Consider the following 17,331-nt stretch of genomic DNA (forward strand, 5'->3'; position numbering starts at 1 on the left):
AATAATATTACCCCTAAACTTTAGCGGTCAATTCAACAAAGCCTTACTAGCGGAGTTTTCTACCTTTTCATCATCTCTCAAATTAACAAAATGTAACATTCAAAACTTTCGTGAATCTTATCTTATTTTGCTACACAATATCCAAAAGTGTCCTAAAGTTATCTATATATAGCTTTGGTTGTTAAGTGACTAAGTTTACAAAAGAAAGTCAAAATGATATAATCGATATATCTGTTGATAATTGTAAAGTGTACGCATTTTAGCTTTATCCTAGAAAATTTTTACTCGAGGAAAAAATGATGAACAACTCCCACTCTAATAGAAAGAATAAGCTGGCCAAGGCGGACATGAAGCTCCACTACCGGATGTACAAGGCGAAGAAACGCTGGATGTATGCGGCAATTGGGACAGTGTCTGCATCGATTGGCGGGGCTGCAGCGGTGGACGCTGCGGTCTCTGCGCTGGCCGATACGACCAATGTGGACGGCTCTGGTGGGACGACGATCCCGGCTGGCGATGGTACGGCTGTGCCGATGCCTTTTTCGTATTATTCAGGTGCTTTACAGCCTGGGCAAACCTCTGATACATTAAACCACAGCTACACGAACGAGTTCTCAAACCATTCAAACTGGACCTTCTATGGGAAGGGCAACGCTTACGATGGTGCTTGGCAAGGCTCAGGGACTGGTGGCTGGTTTAACCTGCAAGATGGTAGTCAAGGAAGTACAGCTGCTTGGAATGTCTTCAATCAAGCATTGGATTTGTCTCAACCTTTTAGCTTTGGTGGTGGGATTAAAACCAAAGTAGGTGGATTATTGACAGATGCCAGAAAAGCAGGAGATTCCCTCGGTGTCATTTTGACACCTGTCACAGGCTCTGACTTTCAAAACGCACGCACACATGGATATTTAGGTATTGGGGGACTTCCCAATACTGTTTTTTTGGGGCGTGATTTCTACTATAATAGTGAGTTAGGTGATAATTCAACAGGCCAAGGAGGTGGAGGTTCTCAGCAGGTTCGTATTGCTACGACTAATGCTAATGGGGACCTGTTACCATCTGGTTCGAGTAAGATTGGCGTCAATCCAGTAAGTGACCTTGCGATGTACTCCGGTGGGGATTCCTTGACTGTCACTTGGAAGCCTAGCACAGTCAGTGATGATGGTACTACAGTCAAAGGTACTCTTCAGTTAGACATCAGTAATCCTAATGGTGCACCGACAATAATCTACCCTGATATTGTACTTCCTAGGACCATGTCAGTTGGTTTTGGGTCATCGACGGGAGATTACTATTCGGAAATGACGGGCAATATTGGCACGGTTACAGCTACCAAGGGTACCGCTCCAGTCAAAGTTAACTACTACAAAAAGAATGCTGATGGCACGGAAACAGACCTTGCCTTAGCAGCTTCATCAACGATTACCGCCAATGTCGGCGATACGATTGGTGTTGTGAATGGGACGACGGCAAATTCAGCCGATGACTATGATTTTTCTGCACCAGGGATTACAGGCTATGATCTAAGTTCGATTGGCCCCTCTGTCAAGGTAGAAAACTATGATATGACGACGGGCGATCCGAAATCTATTGATGTCTACTATACGCCTAAGACTGTGAATGGGACAGTTCGCTACTTCTGGGATCCAAAAACACCAGGGCAGGGGAATAGTCCTGGTAAACCCGTTCCCAGCTTGCCCGGCTCGCAGACCCTGACTGCTAATTACGATGATCCCTTCTCATTCACGCCTTCTATTCCAGCAGGTTATCATATTTCACAAGTTGCAGACAGCCAAGGCAACACTTATAACAGCCTTGATGAAGCCTTTGCAGCACATCCAACCTATACAAATAGCAATGACTTCACGATTTACCTGCTTGCGAATACGGGTCAATATATTTTTACCACGCATGACCTGACCAGCGGAGAAGCTTCTAGTACTACCGCGTCTGGATTGGTCGGGGAAGCCCTTCCTTTAGATTCTTGGGAGAGCACCAAAACAGATGCTAATGGCCAGGTTTATAACGCCGTGGTCACGGTTACTAGGGCAGATGGGACACCCATCACTTACGGTGGTGTAGATACTCCAGCGGGCTTCAACAATACCTCAGACTATTACTATGAAGATGGCACGGTAACTTTTGACCTGACTTATGTCCCTGACACAGTGAGCTCGCTCTCACTGTCGACCAGCACGAGTGCATCGCTCTCTGAGTCATATTCAGCCTCAAGCTCCGTCTCTACGTCGTATTCAGAGGGCTGGAGTAAATCTGCCTCTGACTCAACATCGCTGAGCAGCTCAGACAGTGCTTCGCTGTCAGGCTCATACAGCCTTAGCTCATCGCTGTCTAGCTCGACCTCTGGCTCTATTTCGACATCACTCAGCCGGAGCAATTCTACGAGCTCAAGCAACTCTGAAAATAGCTCGAACTCTTCATCACTGAGTGCATCGCTTTCTATTGATAACAGTGTCTCTAAGAGCCAAAGTCTAAGTGCCAGCATCTCTGAGTCAAGAAGTGACTCTAGATCACTGAGCACGTCGCTTTCAAATTCACGCTCATTGTCATTGATTGTCAGCGATTCTGAGTCGAAGTCTGACTCATTGTCAGCTTCACGCTCATTGTCAGCGAGCCTATCAAACTCAGTCTCTAAATCTGGCAGTATCAGTATCAGCAAGAGTAATTCAGCTTCAAGCTCACTGTCTAGCTCACTCAGTAAGAGCGAGTCAATCAGCGACAGCAAGTCCAACAGCTCAAGCGACTCTGCCTCTGTCTCAAGCTCGCTCTCTGCTAGCTTGTCTGAGAATCCAAGCGACACCGGCTCTGAGTCAGCCAGCCGTTCTAAGTCAGAGTCTGAATCTGCCTCTAAGTCAGCTTCAGAGTCTGCGAGTCTCTCTCAATCTGAGAGCGAGTCTGAGTCAGCTAGCAAGTCTGGTTCAGCTTCAAGCTCACTGAGCGAGAGCCTGTCTGAAGACCAGAGCACATCAAACTCAGCCTCTGAGTCTATCTCTACATCAGAGTCAAATTCATCAAGTAAGTCTGAATCTCTGAGCAGCTCTAAGTCTGACAGCCTGTCACAGTCTAGCTCCGAAAGCATTTCAAACAGTCTTTCACAAAGTCAGTCTGACTCTGCGAGCAGCTCTGAGTCCAGCTCACAGTCGTCTAGTCTGAGCGATTCGCTGACTAGCTCTGTCTCAAACTCAGCTTCATCATCATTGTCTGCTAGTCTTTCAGCCTCAAGCAGTCTGTCTGCCAGCCTTTCTCAAAGTCTGTCAGCTTCAAGCTCTAAGTCAGACTCGATTTCTCGCTCCGGCTCACTGAGCACCTCTGTCTCAAACTCTATCTCTAGCAGTCTTTCAGACAATAACAGTAAGTCAGTCTCAGCCAGCCTGTCACAGTCTTCAAGCCTGTCAAATAATCCAAGCTTGAACCCAAGTCAGTCGACCTCTATCTCAAATTCTGGGAGCTCATCTGACTCAAATTCGATTTCTGAAAGTACTTCAGTAAGTCAGTCAGCCAGCGAAAGTAAGTCAGGCCAAGAGTCAAGCTCAAACTCAGCTTCAAACTCTGAGAGCTCAAGTCTTTCAAGATCCCGCTCAGCTTCTGAGTCAGCGTCGATTTCACAAAGCAATAGTAAATCCAACGAAGACAGCGCAAGCGAGTCAGCCTCACGCTCTGAGTCTAGCTCAATGTCTAACTCACTGAGTCTGAGTGAGTCATTCTCTGGCTCTAAGAGCGAAAGCAATTCCAACTCATCTAGCCTGTCAGGTTCTAGCTCTGACTCTGAAAGTAGCAGTCTTTCCCGCAGTCTGGGTGAGAGCGAGTCAGTCTCAAACTCAAGCTCTGAGTCTGATTCTCGCTCTGAGTCAAACTCAGGCTCAGCTTCTGAGTCTCTGTCAGAATCTGAGTCGAATGTCGATAGTCAAAGTCTGTCTGCCTCTACGTCTGAATCTAGCTCTGAGTCAAGCTCCTTATCTGAGTCTAACTCTGTAAGTAATAGTGAGTCTAACTCTGAGTCAAATTCTGAGAGCAGGTCTAACTCGGCTTCCTTATCAGAGTCGATTTCTGAAAGCCGGTCATTGTCTGCCTCTAACTCTGGGTCAGGCTCGATATCAAGCAGTTTGAGTAACTCAATCAGTATGAGCGAGTCTGAGTCTAGCTCTAAGTCACACTCAGTCAGTGCTAGTCTTTCTGAGAGCAACAGTGCTTCTAAGAGTGCTTCCCTTAGCAATAGCAATTCCCTCTCAGATGAAAAATCTGAATCGATGAGCGAATCTAGCTCAAATTCAGCTTCTATTTCTGAAAGTAACAGTCTTTCTAAGTCTGCCTCTAAGAGCGAGTCAATCTCTGATAGTGCCTCTAACTCTGTGTCTAAGAGTGAAAGTACTAGCTTGAGTAAGAGCGAGTCAGTCTCTGCCTCTGAGTCTAAGTCTGAGTCAACTTCAGCTTCTATGAGTGCTTCGATGAGCGAAAGCCTGTCTGACAGCGAAAGTAACTCTGCTTCAAACAGTGCTTCACTGTCTGCAAGCCTCTCTGACAATCCAAGCGACACCGGCTCTGAGTCGGCGAGTCGCTCTGACAGTGCGTCTGTCTCTAACTCTCAGTCAGTCTCTGAGTCAGCCAGCCTGTCTTCTAGCGAGTCCGTTTCAAATTCTGAGTCAGCAAGCAATTCTGCCAGCACGTCTAAGAGCGACAGCCTGTCTGAAGACCAAAGCGAATCAAGCTCAGTCAGCCAGTCTACCAGTGCGTCTGAGTCTGGGCGTGAGTCTGAGTCACTGTCTAGCTCTGAGTCTATGAGTAAGAGTGAGTCAAGCTCTAACTCTTCAAGCCTGTCAGCTTCTATCTCTAAGAGTGAATCTGAATCCGGCCTTGACAGCAATTCATTGAGTAGCAGCCAGTCTGTCAGCAACTCTGAGTCTAACTCAGCCTCTAAGTCTGCTTCTATCAGCCTTTCCAGGTCAAACAGCCTGAGCGACAAGACTTCTAAGAGCCTGTCGATGAGTCAGTCTACTTCAGAATCTGATTCTAACAGTACTTCGATCAGCAAGTCAGTTTCACTTTCTACAAGTGAAAGCCTGTCTGACGTGAACAGCTCAAGTCTATCAGCTTCAATTTCTAAGAGCAATAGCCAGAGCGATTCGACAAGTTTGAATCCTAGCGAGTCGAACTCTGTGAGTAAGTCTGAAAGCTCTAGCGAGTCTAACTCACTGAGCCTGAGTGAGTCAGCTTCTAACTCAGCTAGCGAAAGTGAATCTAACAATGCTAGCGACTCTATTTCTAACTCTAAGAGCGATTCGACTTCAAGCTCAGTTTCCGAGTCAGCGTCTATCTCTAATTCTGAAAGTAAGAGTCTTTCTAATGAAGAAAGCGAGTCAAACTCTGCGTCAAACTCTGTTTCAAGTTCTGAATCAAGTTCACTCAGTGAAAGCAATTCTGTTTCAAAGTCTGAAAGCAACAGCGCGTCTAATCGTGAAAGCGAAAGTAACTCAATTTCTAACTCAGGAAGCAGTAGTGAGTCTTCAAGCCTGAGCGATAGCACTTCTGTCAGCGCGTCTGAGTCAAATTCCGCATCAACAAGCGAATCAAACTCAATGAGTAGCTCTAAATCAGATTCTAGCTCAATCTCAGAAGACAACAGCCGGTCACTGTCAGCTTCTGAGTCTATGAGCGCGTCTGAGTCTAAGCGTGAAAGCGACAGCAAGTCTGCCAGCCTCTCAAGCTCTGAGTCAGCGTCAAGTAGCCGGTCTAACTCACTTTCTGAATCTAACTCAGTGTCTAATAGCGCGTCTAGCTCGGCATCAAACTCTCTGAGCTGGTCTAACTCTGGTTCTCTGTCTGAGTCTATTGCTAAGAGTGAATCTCTGTCAGAGTCAACATCTGTCTCTAAATCTGCTTCAAGCTCACTGTCAACATCCATCAGCCTGAGCAAGTCCGAATCAGACTCTTACTCATCATCACTGAGCAGCAGCCTCTCAATGAGCAAGAGCGACTCCGAAAGCACAAGCGACATCCTGAGTAATTCAACATCAGAAAGCAACTCAGTTTCTAAGAGCGAGTCAGCTTCAAGCTCTGAGTCCTTCTCTGAAAGCAATAGCCTGTCTAAATCTGCTTCTAAGAGCGAGTCTATCTCAGACAGTGCCTCAAACTCAACCTCTAAGAGCGACAGCATCAGCCTGTCTAAATCTGCGTCTATCTCAAACAGCGCGTCTAACTCGGCTTCAAAGAGTAGCTCAATGAGCGAAAGCCTGTCAGAAAGCGACAGCAAGTCCGCTTCAACCAGCGAGTCCCTCTCTGCCAGCCTCTCTGATAACCCAAGCGACACGGGATCAGAGTCCGCAAGCCGCTCAACCAGCGCGTCTGACTCCAACTCAGCCTCAGCTTCAGAGTCCGCCAGCCTCTCTTCAAGCGAGTCAGCATCTAGCTCTGAGTCACTGAGCAATTTAGCCAGCGACTCTAAGAGTGCCAGCCTGTCAGAAGATAACAGCACTTCAAACAGCCTGAGCGATTCTAAGAGCGAATCAGAGTCCAAGCGTGACTCTGAATCCCTCTCAAGCTCAGACTCTATGAGCAAGAGCGAATCAAGCTCGATTTCATCAAGCCTCTCAGCATCCATCTCCACCAGCGACTCTGAGTCTGGCCTTGACAGCAAGTCGATTTCAGCCAGCCAATCTGTCAGCGACTCTGAATCTCAATCAGAATCCAGCTCTAACTCAGCCAGTCTGTCTAAATCAGAAAGTCTGAGCGAAAACACATCTAAGAGCCAGTCCCTCAGCGACTCCCGCTCAGAATCTGACGCGAACAGCGCGTCAAGCAGTATGTCAGTCTCACTTTCATCAAGTGAAAGCCTGTCAAATGTAGAAAGCTCAAGCCTTTCAGCTTCGATTTCTAAGAGCAATAGCCTCAGCGACTCAACCAGCTTGAAGCCAAGCGAAAGCAACTCCGTCAGCAAGTCCGACAGCTCAAGCACCTCGAACTCCCTGAGCCAAAGTGAGTCTGCCAGCAAGTCAACAAGCGAAAGCAAGTCAAACGACGCTAGCGACTCAGCCTCAAACTCACTGAGCTCAAGCGAGTCGGCTTCGATCTCTGAGTCAACGTCAGTTTCTAACTCTGACAGCACCAGCCTTTCTAACGAAGAAAGCACAAGCGAGTCAGCCTCAAACTCTGCTTCAAGCTCAGCCTCAACATCGCTCAGCCGAAGCGAGTCAGCGAGCTTCTCTAGAAGCACCAGCGAGTCAAACAGCCTGAGCGAATCAGCCTCTGTCAGCAACTCAAGCAGTTCAAGCGCGTCTAACAGCCTGAGCGACAGTAGCTCAGTCAGCAAGTCTGACTCCGATTCGACAAGCAAGAGCGAGTCCAACTCCGTCAGCAACTCAGAATCTGACTCTGCCTCACTTTCAAACGAAGAAAGCTCAAGCTTGTCAGCTTCCCTCTCAACGAGCGAGTCCATCTCAAACCGTGATAGCAGTAGCCTTTCAGCAAGTATCTCAACCTCATACTCAGCTTCAAGCAGCACATCGAACTCGCTCTCAGTCTCTACATCTATCAGCAACAGTGCTTCAAGCTCACTGTCTACATCACTCAGTTTGACTAACTCTGAGTCAACTTCAAGCTCAAACAGCCTGAGCAGTTCATTGTCAGAATCAACTTCTGTCTCTAACTCAGCCTCAAGCAGTCTGAGCACCACCATGAGCCAGAGCAAGTCAGAAAGCAACTCGACCTCATTTTCATTGAGCAACAGCCTCTCTGAAAGCACGAGCGCTTCAAAGAGCGAGAGTGAAAGCCTGAGCGACTCTAAGTCAATCACTGAATCAGAGTCAATGAGTGGTTCAAGCTCACTGTCTACTTCACTTTCTGAAAGCAATAGTGTCTCAAACTCTATTTCTAAGAGCAGCTCCATGTCTGAAAGCCTCTCAAACTCGGAAAGCAAGAGTGAGAGCTTGAGCTCATCTAAGAGCGAGTCATTGTCAATCTCAATCTCAAACTCTGAAAGCAAGAGCGAGTCACTGAGCCAGAGCGCCTCAACTAGCGAAAGCAAGAGTGTTTCCCACAGTGAATCACTCAGCACAAGCTTGTCTAATAACCCTAGCGACACCGGCTCAGAATCTGCCAGCAGGTCAGCGAGCGAGTCAATCTCAAACTCTGCCTCAGCATCTAAGTCAGCCAGCCAGTCACTCTCTGAAAGCCAGTTGAATTCAACTAGCAAGAGCCAGTCAGTGAGTCAATCGACCAGCAAGAGCCTGTCTGAAGACCAGAGCCAGTCACAAAGTGCCAGCCAGTCTCTCAGCAGTTCATTGTCTGAGCATCAGTCTGAGTCAATCTCAGCCAGCCAGTCTCTCAGCACAAGTCGCTCAAACTCTGCTTCATCAAGCCAGTCAGCCAGCCTAAGCCAAAGCAAGAGCCTGTCTGAAGATAAGAGTCTGTCGATGAGTGCCAGCAAGTCTACAAGTACGTCAAGCTCTAACAGCGACTCAAGCTCAAGCTCAGCGAGCCTGTCGACATCAAACAGTCAGAGCAATGAAGCTTCTCGGAGCCTCTCAGCCAGCAAGTCTGATTCGACTTCAAGCTCAAACAGCCAGTCACTGAGCGACTCCGCTTCTCGCTCGACCAGCGAAAGCCTGTCAAATGTTGATAGCTCAAGCCTTTCAGCTTCGATTTCTAAGAGCGAAAGCCAGAGTAATTCTACAAGTGAAAACCCAAGCGAGAGCAACTCAGCCAGCAAGTCTGACAGCTCAAGCACATCAAACTCACTCTCATCAAGCGAGTCAGCCAGCAAGTCTTCAAGCGAGAGCCTCTCAAACAACGGCAGTGATTCTGCGTCTAACTCAGCAAGCAGCAGTCGCTCAAATAGCCTGTCATCTTCTGAGTCAGCTTCATTGTCTAGCAGCGAAAGCCTCTCAAACGAAGAAAGCCAGAGCCATTCAGCTTCTGACTCAAGCTCAATGTCTACATCACTCAGCAAGAGCAATTCAGTCAGCAAGTCTGAAAGCAGCAGCGACTCCAACCGCAATAGCCAAAGTGACTCGGCTTCAAACTCCATGACTAGTAGCCAGTCATCAAGCCTGAGCGAAAGTGAATCAGCAAGTGCCTCACTCTCAGAGTCAAGCTCAAACAGCACGAGCAAGTCTACAAGTAGCTCAGAGTCAAGCTCTAACTCAGCATCCAATGCTGAAAGCCGTAGCCTCTCAGCTTCAAGCTCACTGAGTGACTCAATGTCTAACTTTGAAAGCAAGAGCAGTTCTGTCAGCCAGTCGACCTCAGAATCCCTGTCTAATAGTGCTTCAGTTTCAATGTCACAATCATTGAGTGAGAGCCTGTCTTCAAGCTTGAGTGTTAGCAATTCTCTGAGTCAGTCGACGTCGACTTCAACTTCAGTGAGCACATCACTCAGCTTGTCTACATCCAATATTCAAGCCGAAGTGACCCTCCCTGATACGAACTCAGATGCAAGCCCAGCAAATGACAATCTCCTCCCAGACACGGGCGAGGAAAACAACTCAGCCGCTGCCACAGGTCTCGGCCTTCTCGGATTTGCAGCCGGCCTTGCTGCACTTGCTTCAAAGAAGAGAAAGAAAAAAGAAGAAGATGAAGCCTAAAATTTAGCTTTTATCTGATTCTTTAGGGATAGTGTTAAGGATTTTCCTTAGCACTATTTTTCTTTTTAGAGACAGAAATAGAGCAAGATGCTAAGCTTTGTTTGGAAGGGGATTAGTGTTATAATATAAGGCATGAATCCTACGATTAAAGCAAAGCTGGAGCTTCTGCCAGACAGTCCTGGTTGCTATCTCCACAAAGATAAAAATGGCACAATTATTTATGTCGGAAAGGCAAAAAATCTGAAAAATCGGGTGCGTTCTTATTTTCGGGGTTCGCATGATACAAAAACCGAGCTTTTGGTCTCAGAAATTGAGGATTTTGAGTATATTGTCGTTGAATCTAATATTGAGAGTCTTCTTTTAGAAATCAACCTGATTCAGGAGCACAAGCCAAAATTTAACATCATGCTCAAGGACGATAAGTCCTATCCCTTCATCAAAATCACGCATGAGAAGTACCCCCGCCTGATGATTACCCGCCAGGTCAAAAAGGACGGTGGCTTATACTTTGGCCCTTATCCAGATGTCGGCGCGGCCAATGAAATCAAGCATCTGCTCGACCGGATTTTCCCTCTGCGAAAGTGTTCGCTCCATGAGAAGAAAGTCTGTTTTTATTATCATATCCATCAATGCCTCTGTCCGGTGGTCAATCATGTCGACCCGCAGCTTTATGTGGACATGGTCGAGAAGATCAAACGCTTCCTCAATGGTAATGATGATGAAATTGTCAGAGAAATGCAGGCAAACATGGAGTCAGCCTCTAGCCGTCTGGACTTTGAGGCGGCTGCTGAATACCGGGACATCCTCAAGGCCATCTCGACCCTGAGGACCAAGCAGAGAATGCGGAACCTGGACAATAAAGACCGGGATGTCTTTGGCTATCACGTCGACAACGGCTGGATGTGTGTCCAGGTCTTCTTTGTCCGCCAGGGCAAGCTGATCCAGCGGGATGTCAACCTTTTTCCATATTATGCAGAGGCAGAGGATGATTTTCTGACATTCTTAGGACAATTTTATAAGGAGGCCAACCACCTCCTACCTAAAGAAATCTATCTTTCTAAGGAAATCGACCTGGCCTCTGCCCAGGCTATTGTCGGCGAAGAGGCCAAGGTCATCCAGCCCAGTCGGGGCGAGAAGAAACAACTGGTCGCCATGGCTGAAAAAAATGCCCGGACTCAGCTCCAGCTCAAGTTTGACCTGGCTGAAAAAGACCTGGTCAAGACCCAGGGGGCTGTAGAAGGCATCGGTAAGCTCCTTGGCATCCCTACACCCCACCGGATTGAGAGTTTTGATAACTCCAATATCATGGGGACTTCGCCGGTCTCTGCCATGGTGGTCTTCATTGATGGCAAGCCAAGCAAGAAGGACTACCGGAAATACAAGATTAAAACGGTTGTCGGAGCTGATGACTACGGGACCATGCGGGAGGTCATCCGCCGTCGCTATAGCAGGGCCATGCGTGAGGGGACGGTTTTGCCCGACCTGATTGCCATGGATGGTGGGGCAGGACAGGTCCATGCGGCTCAAGAGGTTTTAGACGAGTTGGGTCTCGATATTCCTGTCGCCGGCATGCAGAAGAATGACAAGCACCAGACCAGCGAACTCCTCTATGGCGAGCCGCTTGAGCTGGTCTCGCTCGATCGCCGGAGTCAGGAGTTCTTCTTGCTGACTCGGATTCAGGATGAGGTTCACCGCTTTGCGATTAGCTTTCACAGGCAGCTCCGTGGGAAGAACAGTTTTTCATCGAAGCTGGATGGCATTGAAGGCCTGGGTCCTAAGCGGAAGCAGAAGCTCTTGACCAGCTTTAAGAATCTCAAAGCCATTGAAGAAGCTGATGTCCAGCTGGTAGCTGAGGCTGGGATTCCGCTTGAGGTCGCTAAGCGAGTCAAGGAAAGCCTTACAAAATCAGAAGACTAAGTAGAGATGGTCCAGCCCCGGCTGGACTTTTTTGATATAATAAAATGATGATAAATACGGAAAAATTTCAGGCTGACCTGCTCGCCTGGTATGACAAGCATAAAAAGCCTCTGCCCTGGCGCTTGAGCAGGGATCCTTATAAAATCTGGATTTCTGAGATTATGAGTCAGCAGACCCAGGTGGAGACGGTAATCCCCTACTATGAGCGGTTTATTAAAAAGTATCCGACCATTAAAGACTTGGCGGAGGCTGAGGACGCTGAACTCCTGAAGCTTTGGGAGGGGCTGGGCTATTATTCTCGGGCAAGAAATCTCAAGCTGGCTGCAATAGAGGTCCAGGAGAATTTTGATGGGGTCTTTCCGAGCGATTTAATGGATATTCTCTCACTCAAGGGCATTGGTCCCTATACTGCCGCTGCCATCGCTTCGATTGCCTTTGATGCCGTTGAGCCGGCGATTGATGGCAATCTCCTCCGAGTAACCAGCAGGCTCTACAGGATTTCTGAGGATATTTCCCTGGGCAGATCTCGCAAGGTCTTCGAGGAAAAACTGAGAGGCCTTATCTCGAGTGAACGGCCTGGTGACTTTAACCAGGCCCTGATGGACATCGGCTCGACCATCTGCAAGCCCAAGCAGGCCAACTGTGACAGCTGTCCACTGGCTGATTATTGCCAGCTGGCTTTTAGTGAAGAAGCGGTCAACTTCCCCGTCAAGACCAAGAAGCTGAAGCAGAAAGACCTTTACTATGCGGCACTTGCCCTGCAAAACAGCTCGGGAGAATATTATCTGGAAAAACGTCCGTCTACTGGCCTTCTTGCTAATATGTGGACATTTCCATTAGTGGAAATGAACAAGAAGGAATACGAGGCCGTGCTTTCAGGCGAAGCGATTCAAAGCCTGCCTGACCTGCCAGAGTCGATTTCTAGGACGGCCTTTCTGGATAAGCTAACCCATATCTTTTCCCATCAGAAATGGCATATCGCTGTAATTCAGGCGATTCCAGAGGACCGCTTTGAGGTCGCAGAAGACTTTTTGACAGAGGATAAGCTCTGGCTGGAGGACATGTCTGCGATTCCATTGGCTGGGCCCCAGGTCAAGATTTTTGAACTCCTAAATAAATGAGAAATCTTTAGCTTAGCTAGGGATTTTTTGTATATCGCTTTGTATTATCAAACAATTATTAGATAATGGTAACATGTTCATGAAAAGGAGATTAGAATATTAAATGGAAATGAAAAAGAAATTATCGATGGCCGGTGTCTTGCTATTATCGACAGCTGTGCTTGGCTCAGTGGCCTTGGCAGATGAGGTTGGAGCAAGCGAGCTCCTGGCGACTGAGCAACTGAATGCAAAAGCTGAGCCTGAGGAGCCGAATATCCCAGGGATAGATGAGCTCCAGCCTATGCCGGCCCAGCCTGTCCCAGTCATCCCAGGCAATAATCTTCCAGAAGTGGAAGTAGAATTTCCGACCATTCCAGAAAATCCCGAGACCAACTTTCCAACCGTGGAAGTGAATGTCCCAGAAGAAGGGCTTGAAGCAACTCCAACTCCGACAGCTCCAGTCCTGCCAAGCATTAATCTTCCTGAAGTTGATGTTGAGTTCCCGGGGATTCCAGAGAATCCAGAGCCAAATACGCCTACAGTGGACGTAGAGGTGCCGGTGGATAATCTCCAGCCGACTCCAGCCCCGACAGCTCCAATCTTACCGACAATTGAACTTCCAGAAGTGGAAATAAATTTCCCGAGTATCCCAGATAATCCCTCGACCAACTTTCCAACCGTGGAGGTAAATGTTCCTGGTTCAGGACTCAGCCCGGCCCCAAGCCCAACGGCTCCAGTCATCCCGAGCATCGTCCTTCCAGAGGTAGATTTTGAAATTCCTGGGATTCCTAGCAACCCTCAGCCGATTTGGCCGAATGTCCCAATCCAACTCCCGGAGAATCCGAGTCCAGCAACACCCTCAGCCCCTGACAACAACACGTCCAGCCCAGCTGAAGAGCTTCCTCCAACAGCAGAAGTCAGCCTGATGGACAATAGAAGCCCTCAAGGATCAAGCCAAAACTCAATTAATGGCTTTTCAAGCAGTGACACAACAAGCCCAAGCTTCCTGTCTACCTCAACATCAGCGACAGCTATCCCAGCCCTAGGTAATGAAATCAGCAAGAAGACAATGCTTGCTGGCCTCCTGGCCCTGATTAGCAGCCTCTCCCTTTTCCAAATCCGGAAATTCATGAAAAGAAAAGCAACAACTAAATGAGAATTTTCACATTTAAGAGCAGAAATTGCTCTTTTTTTGTGTTATAATATTAAAAGAAAACAGTTTCAAAACTGTATTTTAATAAAGGAGGCCACTATGGCAACAATCGATTTTACAGCAGAAGTTGAAAAGCGTAAAGACGCCTTGATGGAAGACTTGTTCACCATCTTGAAGGTAAACTCTGAGCGTGATGACTCAAAGGCAGACAAGGAAAATCCTTTCGGCCCTGGTCCACGTAAGGCTCTCGACACCTTCCTTGCGATGGCTGAGCGTGACGGCTACAAGACCAGCAACTTTGATAACTATGCTGGACACTTTGAATTTGGTGAAGGCGACGAAGTGCTTGGTATTATCGGTCACTTGGACGTTGTGCCAGCAGCTGACCAAGAAGGCTGGAACACAAATCCTTACGAACCAGTCATCAAAGACGGTAATCTCTATGCCCGTGGAGCTTCTGATGACAAGGGTCCTACAATCGCTTGTTACTATGGCCTGAAAATCATCAAAGAACTCGGCCTGCCATTGTCTAAGAAAATCCGCTTTATCGTAGGTACTGACGAAGAATCAGGCTGGGGCGACATGGACTACTATTTCGAGCACTGCGACCTGCCATTGCCTGACTTTGGATTTTCTCCAGATGCGGAATTCCCTATCATCAATGGTGAAAAAGGTAACGTCTCTGAAATCGTTAAATTTAACGGTAAAAATGCTGGTGCGACAGTACTCCACAGCTTCAAATCAGGTCTTCGCCTGAACATGGTCCCTGAAGTGGCAACTGCTGTCATTTCTGGCGAAGTGGCTGACCTCCAAGCTAAACTGGATGCCTTCCTTGCTGAAAATGCAAGCAAAAACCTGACTTGTGAAATCGAAGAAGCAGCTGGCAAGTACACGCTGACTATGCATGGTAAAGGCGCTCATGGTGCCATGCCAGAAAAAGGTGTGAATGCGGCGACTTACCTTGCCCTCTTCCTCCAACAACTCAGCTTTGCTGATGGAGCTAAGGCCTACATCGACTTTGCTGCTGACCTTCTTCTTGAAGACCACGAAGGTGAAAAACTTGGCATTGCCTACACTGACGAACTCATGGGTAATACTTCTATGAACGCTGGTGTTTGGGTATTTGATGAAAATGGTGAAGCTTCAATCGCTTTGAACTTCCGTTTCCCACAAGGTAACACACCAGAACGCATGCAAGAAATCTTGGCTGGCAAGGCTGGCGTGACTGAAGTAGAAATCGCACCACACGTGATGACCCCTCACTACGTGCCTGAAAATGACCCACTCGTTTCAACTCTTCTCAGCGTTTACGAAAAACACACTGGCCTCAAAGGTTACGAGACAATTATCGGTGGTGGTACATTCGGACGTTTGCTTGAACGTGGTGTCGCCTATGGTGCCATGTTTGAAGGTGAAGAAGATACCATGCACCAATCCAACGAATACAAACCAGTTGATGCCATCTTCAAATCAGCGGCCATCTATGCAGAAGCTATTTACGAATTGGCGAAATAATGATAGCTGGCTCTGGTGTAGATAATGTCGAATTGACCCGGATTGCAGATGCGATGGTCAGGAGCTCGAAGTTTATCAGTCGGGTGCTGACTCCGCATGAAAGAATTAAATTTGACGGCCTACAATCTGAAAGTCGCAGGATTGAATTTCTAGCTGGTCGTTGGGCGGCGAAAGAAGCCTTTGCCAAGGCTCTGGGAACAGGCTTTGGAAGCCAGCTGGACTTCCAGGACCTAGAAGTAGAAAATGATGAACTCGGAAAACCTTATTTCCGCAAGCATCCCTATGATAAAGGGCTGGCCCATCTTTCTATTTCCCATAGTAAGTTGGAAGCTGTGGCTTTTGTGATTTTAGAAAAATAAGAAATTTAGAAAAGCTAGGATAAGACTCCTGGCTTTTTTATCAGCCTTTGGTCGGTGTTAATTTATTTCTAAACATGCTATAATAATAAGGACTAAACACAAGAATAGGAACAAATCATGGCATTTGAAAATCTAACAGAACGCCTGCAAGGCGTCTTCAAAAACTTACGTGGGAAACGTAAGGTCACTGAAAACGACGTCTTAGAAATCACCAAGGAAATCCGGGTGGCCCTGCTTGAGGCCGACGTTGCCCTTCCTGTTGTTAAAAAATTCATTCGGAACATTCGTGATCGGGCGATCGGAACAGAGGTCTCTGAGGCCTTGAATCCAGCCCAACAAGTCATCTCGATTGTCAATGAAGAGCTGACCGCTATTCTCGGTGGTGGTGAGGCGGAGCTGCTCAAGTCGCCTAAGATTCCAACCATCATCATGATGGTGGGGCTCCAGGGTGCTGGTAAGACCACCTTTGCTGGTAAGCTTGCTAAAAAACTAAAGGAAGAGCAGAATGCCCGTCCTTTGATGATTGCGGCTGACGTTTATCGGCCTGCGGCGATTGACCAGTTGAAGACACTGGGTGAGCAGCTGGATATCCCGGTCTACGATGAAGGAACAGCTGAAAGTCCTGTCAATATCGTGAAAAACGGGCTGGCTAAAGCTCGTGAAGAGCGAAAAGACTATGTCTTGATTGATACGGCCGGTCGTCTCGAAATTGATGATAAGCTCATGGACGAGCTCCGTCAAATCAAGGCCCTGGCTGAGCCAACAGAAATCCTGCTCGTGGTTGATGCCATGACAGGGCAAGTGGCGGCTCAAGTTGCTAAGACTTTTGATGAACAGCTTGATATTACAGGGGTAATCATCACCAAGCTTGACGGGGATACCCGTGGTGGTGCAGCCCTGTCTATCCGTGAGATCACAGGCAAGCCGATTAAATTCACTGGTACCGGTGAAAAGCTGACCGACCTTGAAGTCTTCTACCCAGACCGGATGAGTTCTCGGATTCTCGGTATGGGTGACATGCTGACCCTGATTGAAAAGGCACAGAGCCAATTTGATGAGGAGCAGTCTGCCAAGCTTGCTGAAAAAATGGCAGAGAACCGTTTTGACTACAGTGACTTTATTGAACAGCTTGATCAGGTTCAATCCATGGGGCCGCTCGATGAAATCATGAAGATGATTCCAGGCATGTCTGAAATCCCAGGTGCAGCCAATGTCAAGGTTGACGAAAAGGAAATTGCCAGACAGAAAGCCATCGTCCTTTCAATGACACCAGCTGAGCGTCGGCTTGAAGTCGAACTCAACCCAGCCCGCCGCCGTCGCTTAGCAGCAGGTTCTGGGAACTCTTATGTTGATGTTAATAAATTTATCAAACGTTTTAACCAATCAAAGGAAATGATGCAGGGCATGATGTCTGGCGATATGAACGCCATGATGGCCGGCATGGCCAAGCAGAATGGCGGGATGCCTAATCTTCCTGGGGGAATGCCTGACATGAGTCAGCTCGGAGACCTGTCTGGTCTCATGGGTGGAGGCGCTGGAGCACCTGATATGTCTGCTATGTTTGGTGGAGGCATCAAAGGGAAGGCCAGTCAATTTGCCATGAAGCAAGCGATGAAGCGGGCCCAGAAGAAGATGAAGAAGGGGCGGAAGAAATAAGCTCAGTCTTGCTAATAAAAGCCTTTAAGAAATTTTTG

Annotated in this window: 7 protein-coding genes; all 7 read left to right on the top strand. The window is 47.7% G+C overall.

The genetic code is table 11. The annotated features are described in order from the left end of the window. The first annotated feature begins 296 nt into the window (after positions 1-296). The 7 genes from NtB2_RS02365 to ffh all read left to right on the top strand — a co-directional run bounded on the left by NtB2_RS02365 (position 297) and on the right by ffh (position 17,293). Positions 297-9,593 (top strand): KxYKxGKxW signal peptide domain-containing protein, encoded by a 9,297-nt coding sequence (locus NtB2_RS02365; RefSeq protein ID WP_109245344.1) that lies wholly within the window; start codon positions 297-299, stop codon positions 9,591-9,593. Between the two features lie 132 nt (positions 9,594-9,725). After that, entirely contained in the window at positions 9,726-11,510 is a 1,785-nt protein-coding gene (uvrC, locus tag NtB2_RS02370) for an excinuclease ABC subunit UvrC (RefSeq protein ID WP_109245345.1), read from the top strand. 44 nt (positions 11,511-11,554) lie between these two features. Beyond that, positions 11,555-12,631: an A/G-specific adenine glycosylase gene (gene mutY / locus NtB2_RS02375; protein WP_109245346.1), complete on the top strand. Its 1,077-nt coding sequence runs from the start codon at positions 11,555-11,557 to the stop codon at positions 12,629-12,631. Positions 12,632-12,734: 103 nt separating this feature from the next. Then, the gene (locus NtB2_RS02380; RefSeq protein ID WP_109245347.1) at positions 12,735-13,766 is read left to right on the top strand and encodes a hypothetical protein; all 1,032 of its coding nucleotides are present in this window, start codon (positions 12,735-12,737) and stop codon (positions 13,764-13,766) included. Positions 13,767-13,862: 96 nt separating this feature from the next. Then, positions 13,863-15,278, top strand: a complete 1,416-nt coding sequence (pepV, locus tag NtB2_RS02385) for a dipeptidase PepV (RefSeq protein WP_109245348.1) — start codon at positions 13,863-13,865, stop codon at positions 15,276-15,278. Continuing rightward, entirely contained in the window at positions 15,278-15,637 is a 360-nt protein-coding gene (gene acpS, locus NtB2_RS02390; RefSeq protein ID WP_109245349.1) for a holo-ACP synthase, read from the top strand. The genes pepV and acpS overlap by 1 nt, the downstream gene beginning before the upstream one ends. Positions 15,638-15,754: 117 nt before the next feature. Then, positions 15,755-17,293: a signal recognition particle protein gene (gene ffh, locus NtB2_RS02395; protein WP_109245350.1), complete on the top strand. Its 1,539-nt coding sequence runs from the start codon at positions 15,755-15,757 to the stop codon at positions 17,291-17,293. Positions 17,294-17,331 lie beyond the last annotated feature (38 nt).

It is taken from the genome of Lactococcus termiticola, from assembly GCF_003116835.1.
Classification (GTDB): Bacteria; Bacillota; Bacilli; order Lactobacillales; family Streptococcaceae; genus Lactococcus; species Lactococcus termiticola.

What these genes read in the sequence shown, in the direction of transcription:
- mutY (WP_109245346.1), top strand. Translation starts at nt 11,555, where the DNA reads ATGATGATAAATACGGAAAAATTTCAGGCTGACCTGCTCGCCTGGTAT.
- pepV (WP_109245348.1), top strand. Translation starts at nt 13,863, where the DNA reads ATGGCAACAATCGATTTTACAGCAGAAGTTGAAAAGCGTAAAGACGCC.
- uvrC (WP_109245345.1), top strand. Translation starts at nt 9,726, where the DNA reads ATGAATCCTACGATTAAAGCAAAGCTGGAGCTTCTGCCAGACAGTCCT.
- NtB2_RS02380 (WP_109245347.1), top strand. Translation starts at nt 12,735, where the DNA reads ATGGAAATGAAAAAGAAATTATCGATGGCCGGTGTCTTGCTATTATCG.
- acpS (WP_109245349.1), top strand. Translation starts at nt 15,278, where the DNA reads ATGATAGCTGGCTCTGGTGTAGATAATGTCGAATTGACCCGGATTGCA.
- NtB2_RS02365 (WP_109245344.1), top strand. Translation starts at nt 297, where the DNA reads ATGATGAACAACTCCCACTCTAATAGAAAGAATAAGCTGGCCAAGGCG.
- ffh (WP_109245350.1), top strand. Translation starts at nt 15,755, where the DNA reads ATGGCATTTGAAAATCTAACAGAACGCCTGCAAGGCGTCTTCAAAAAC.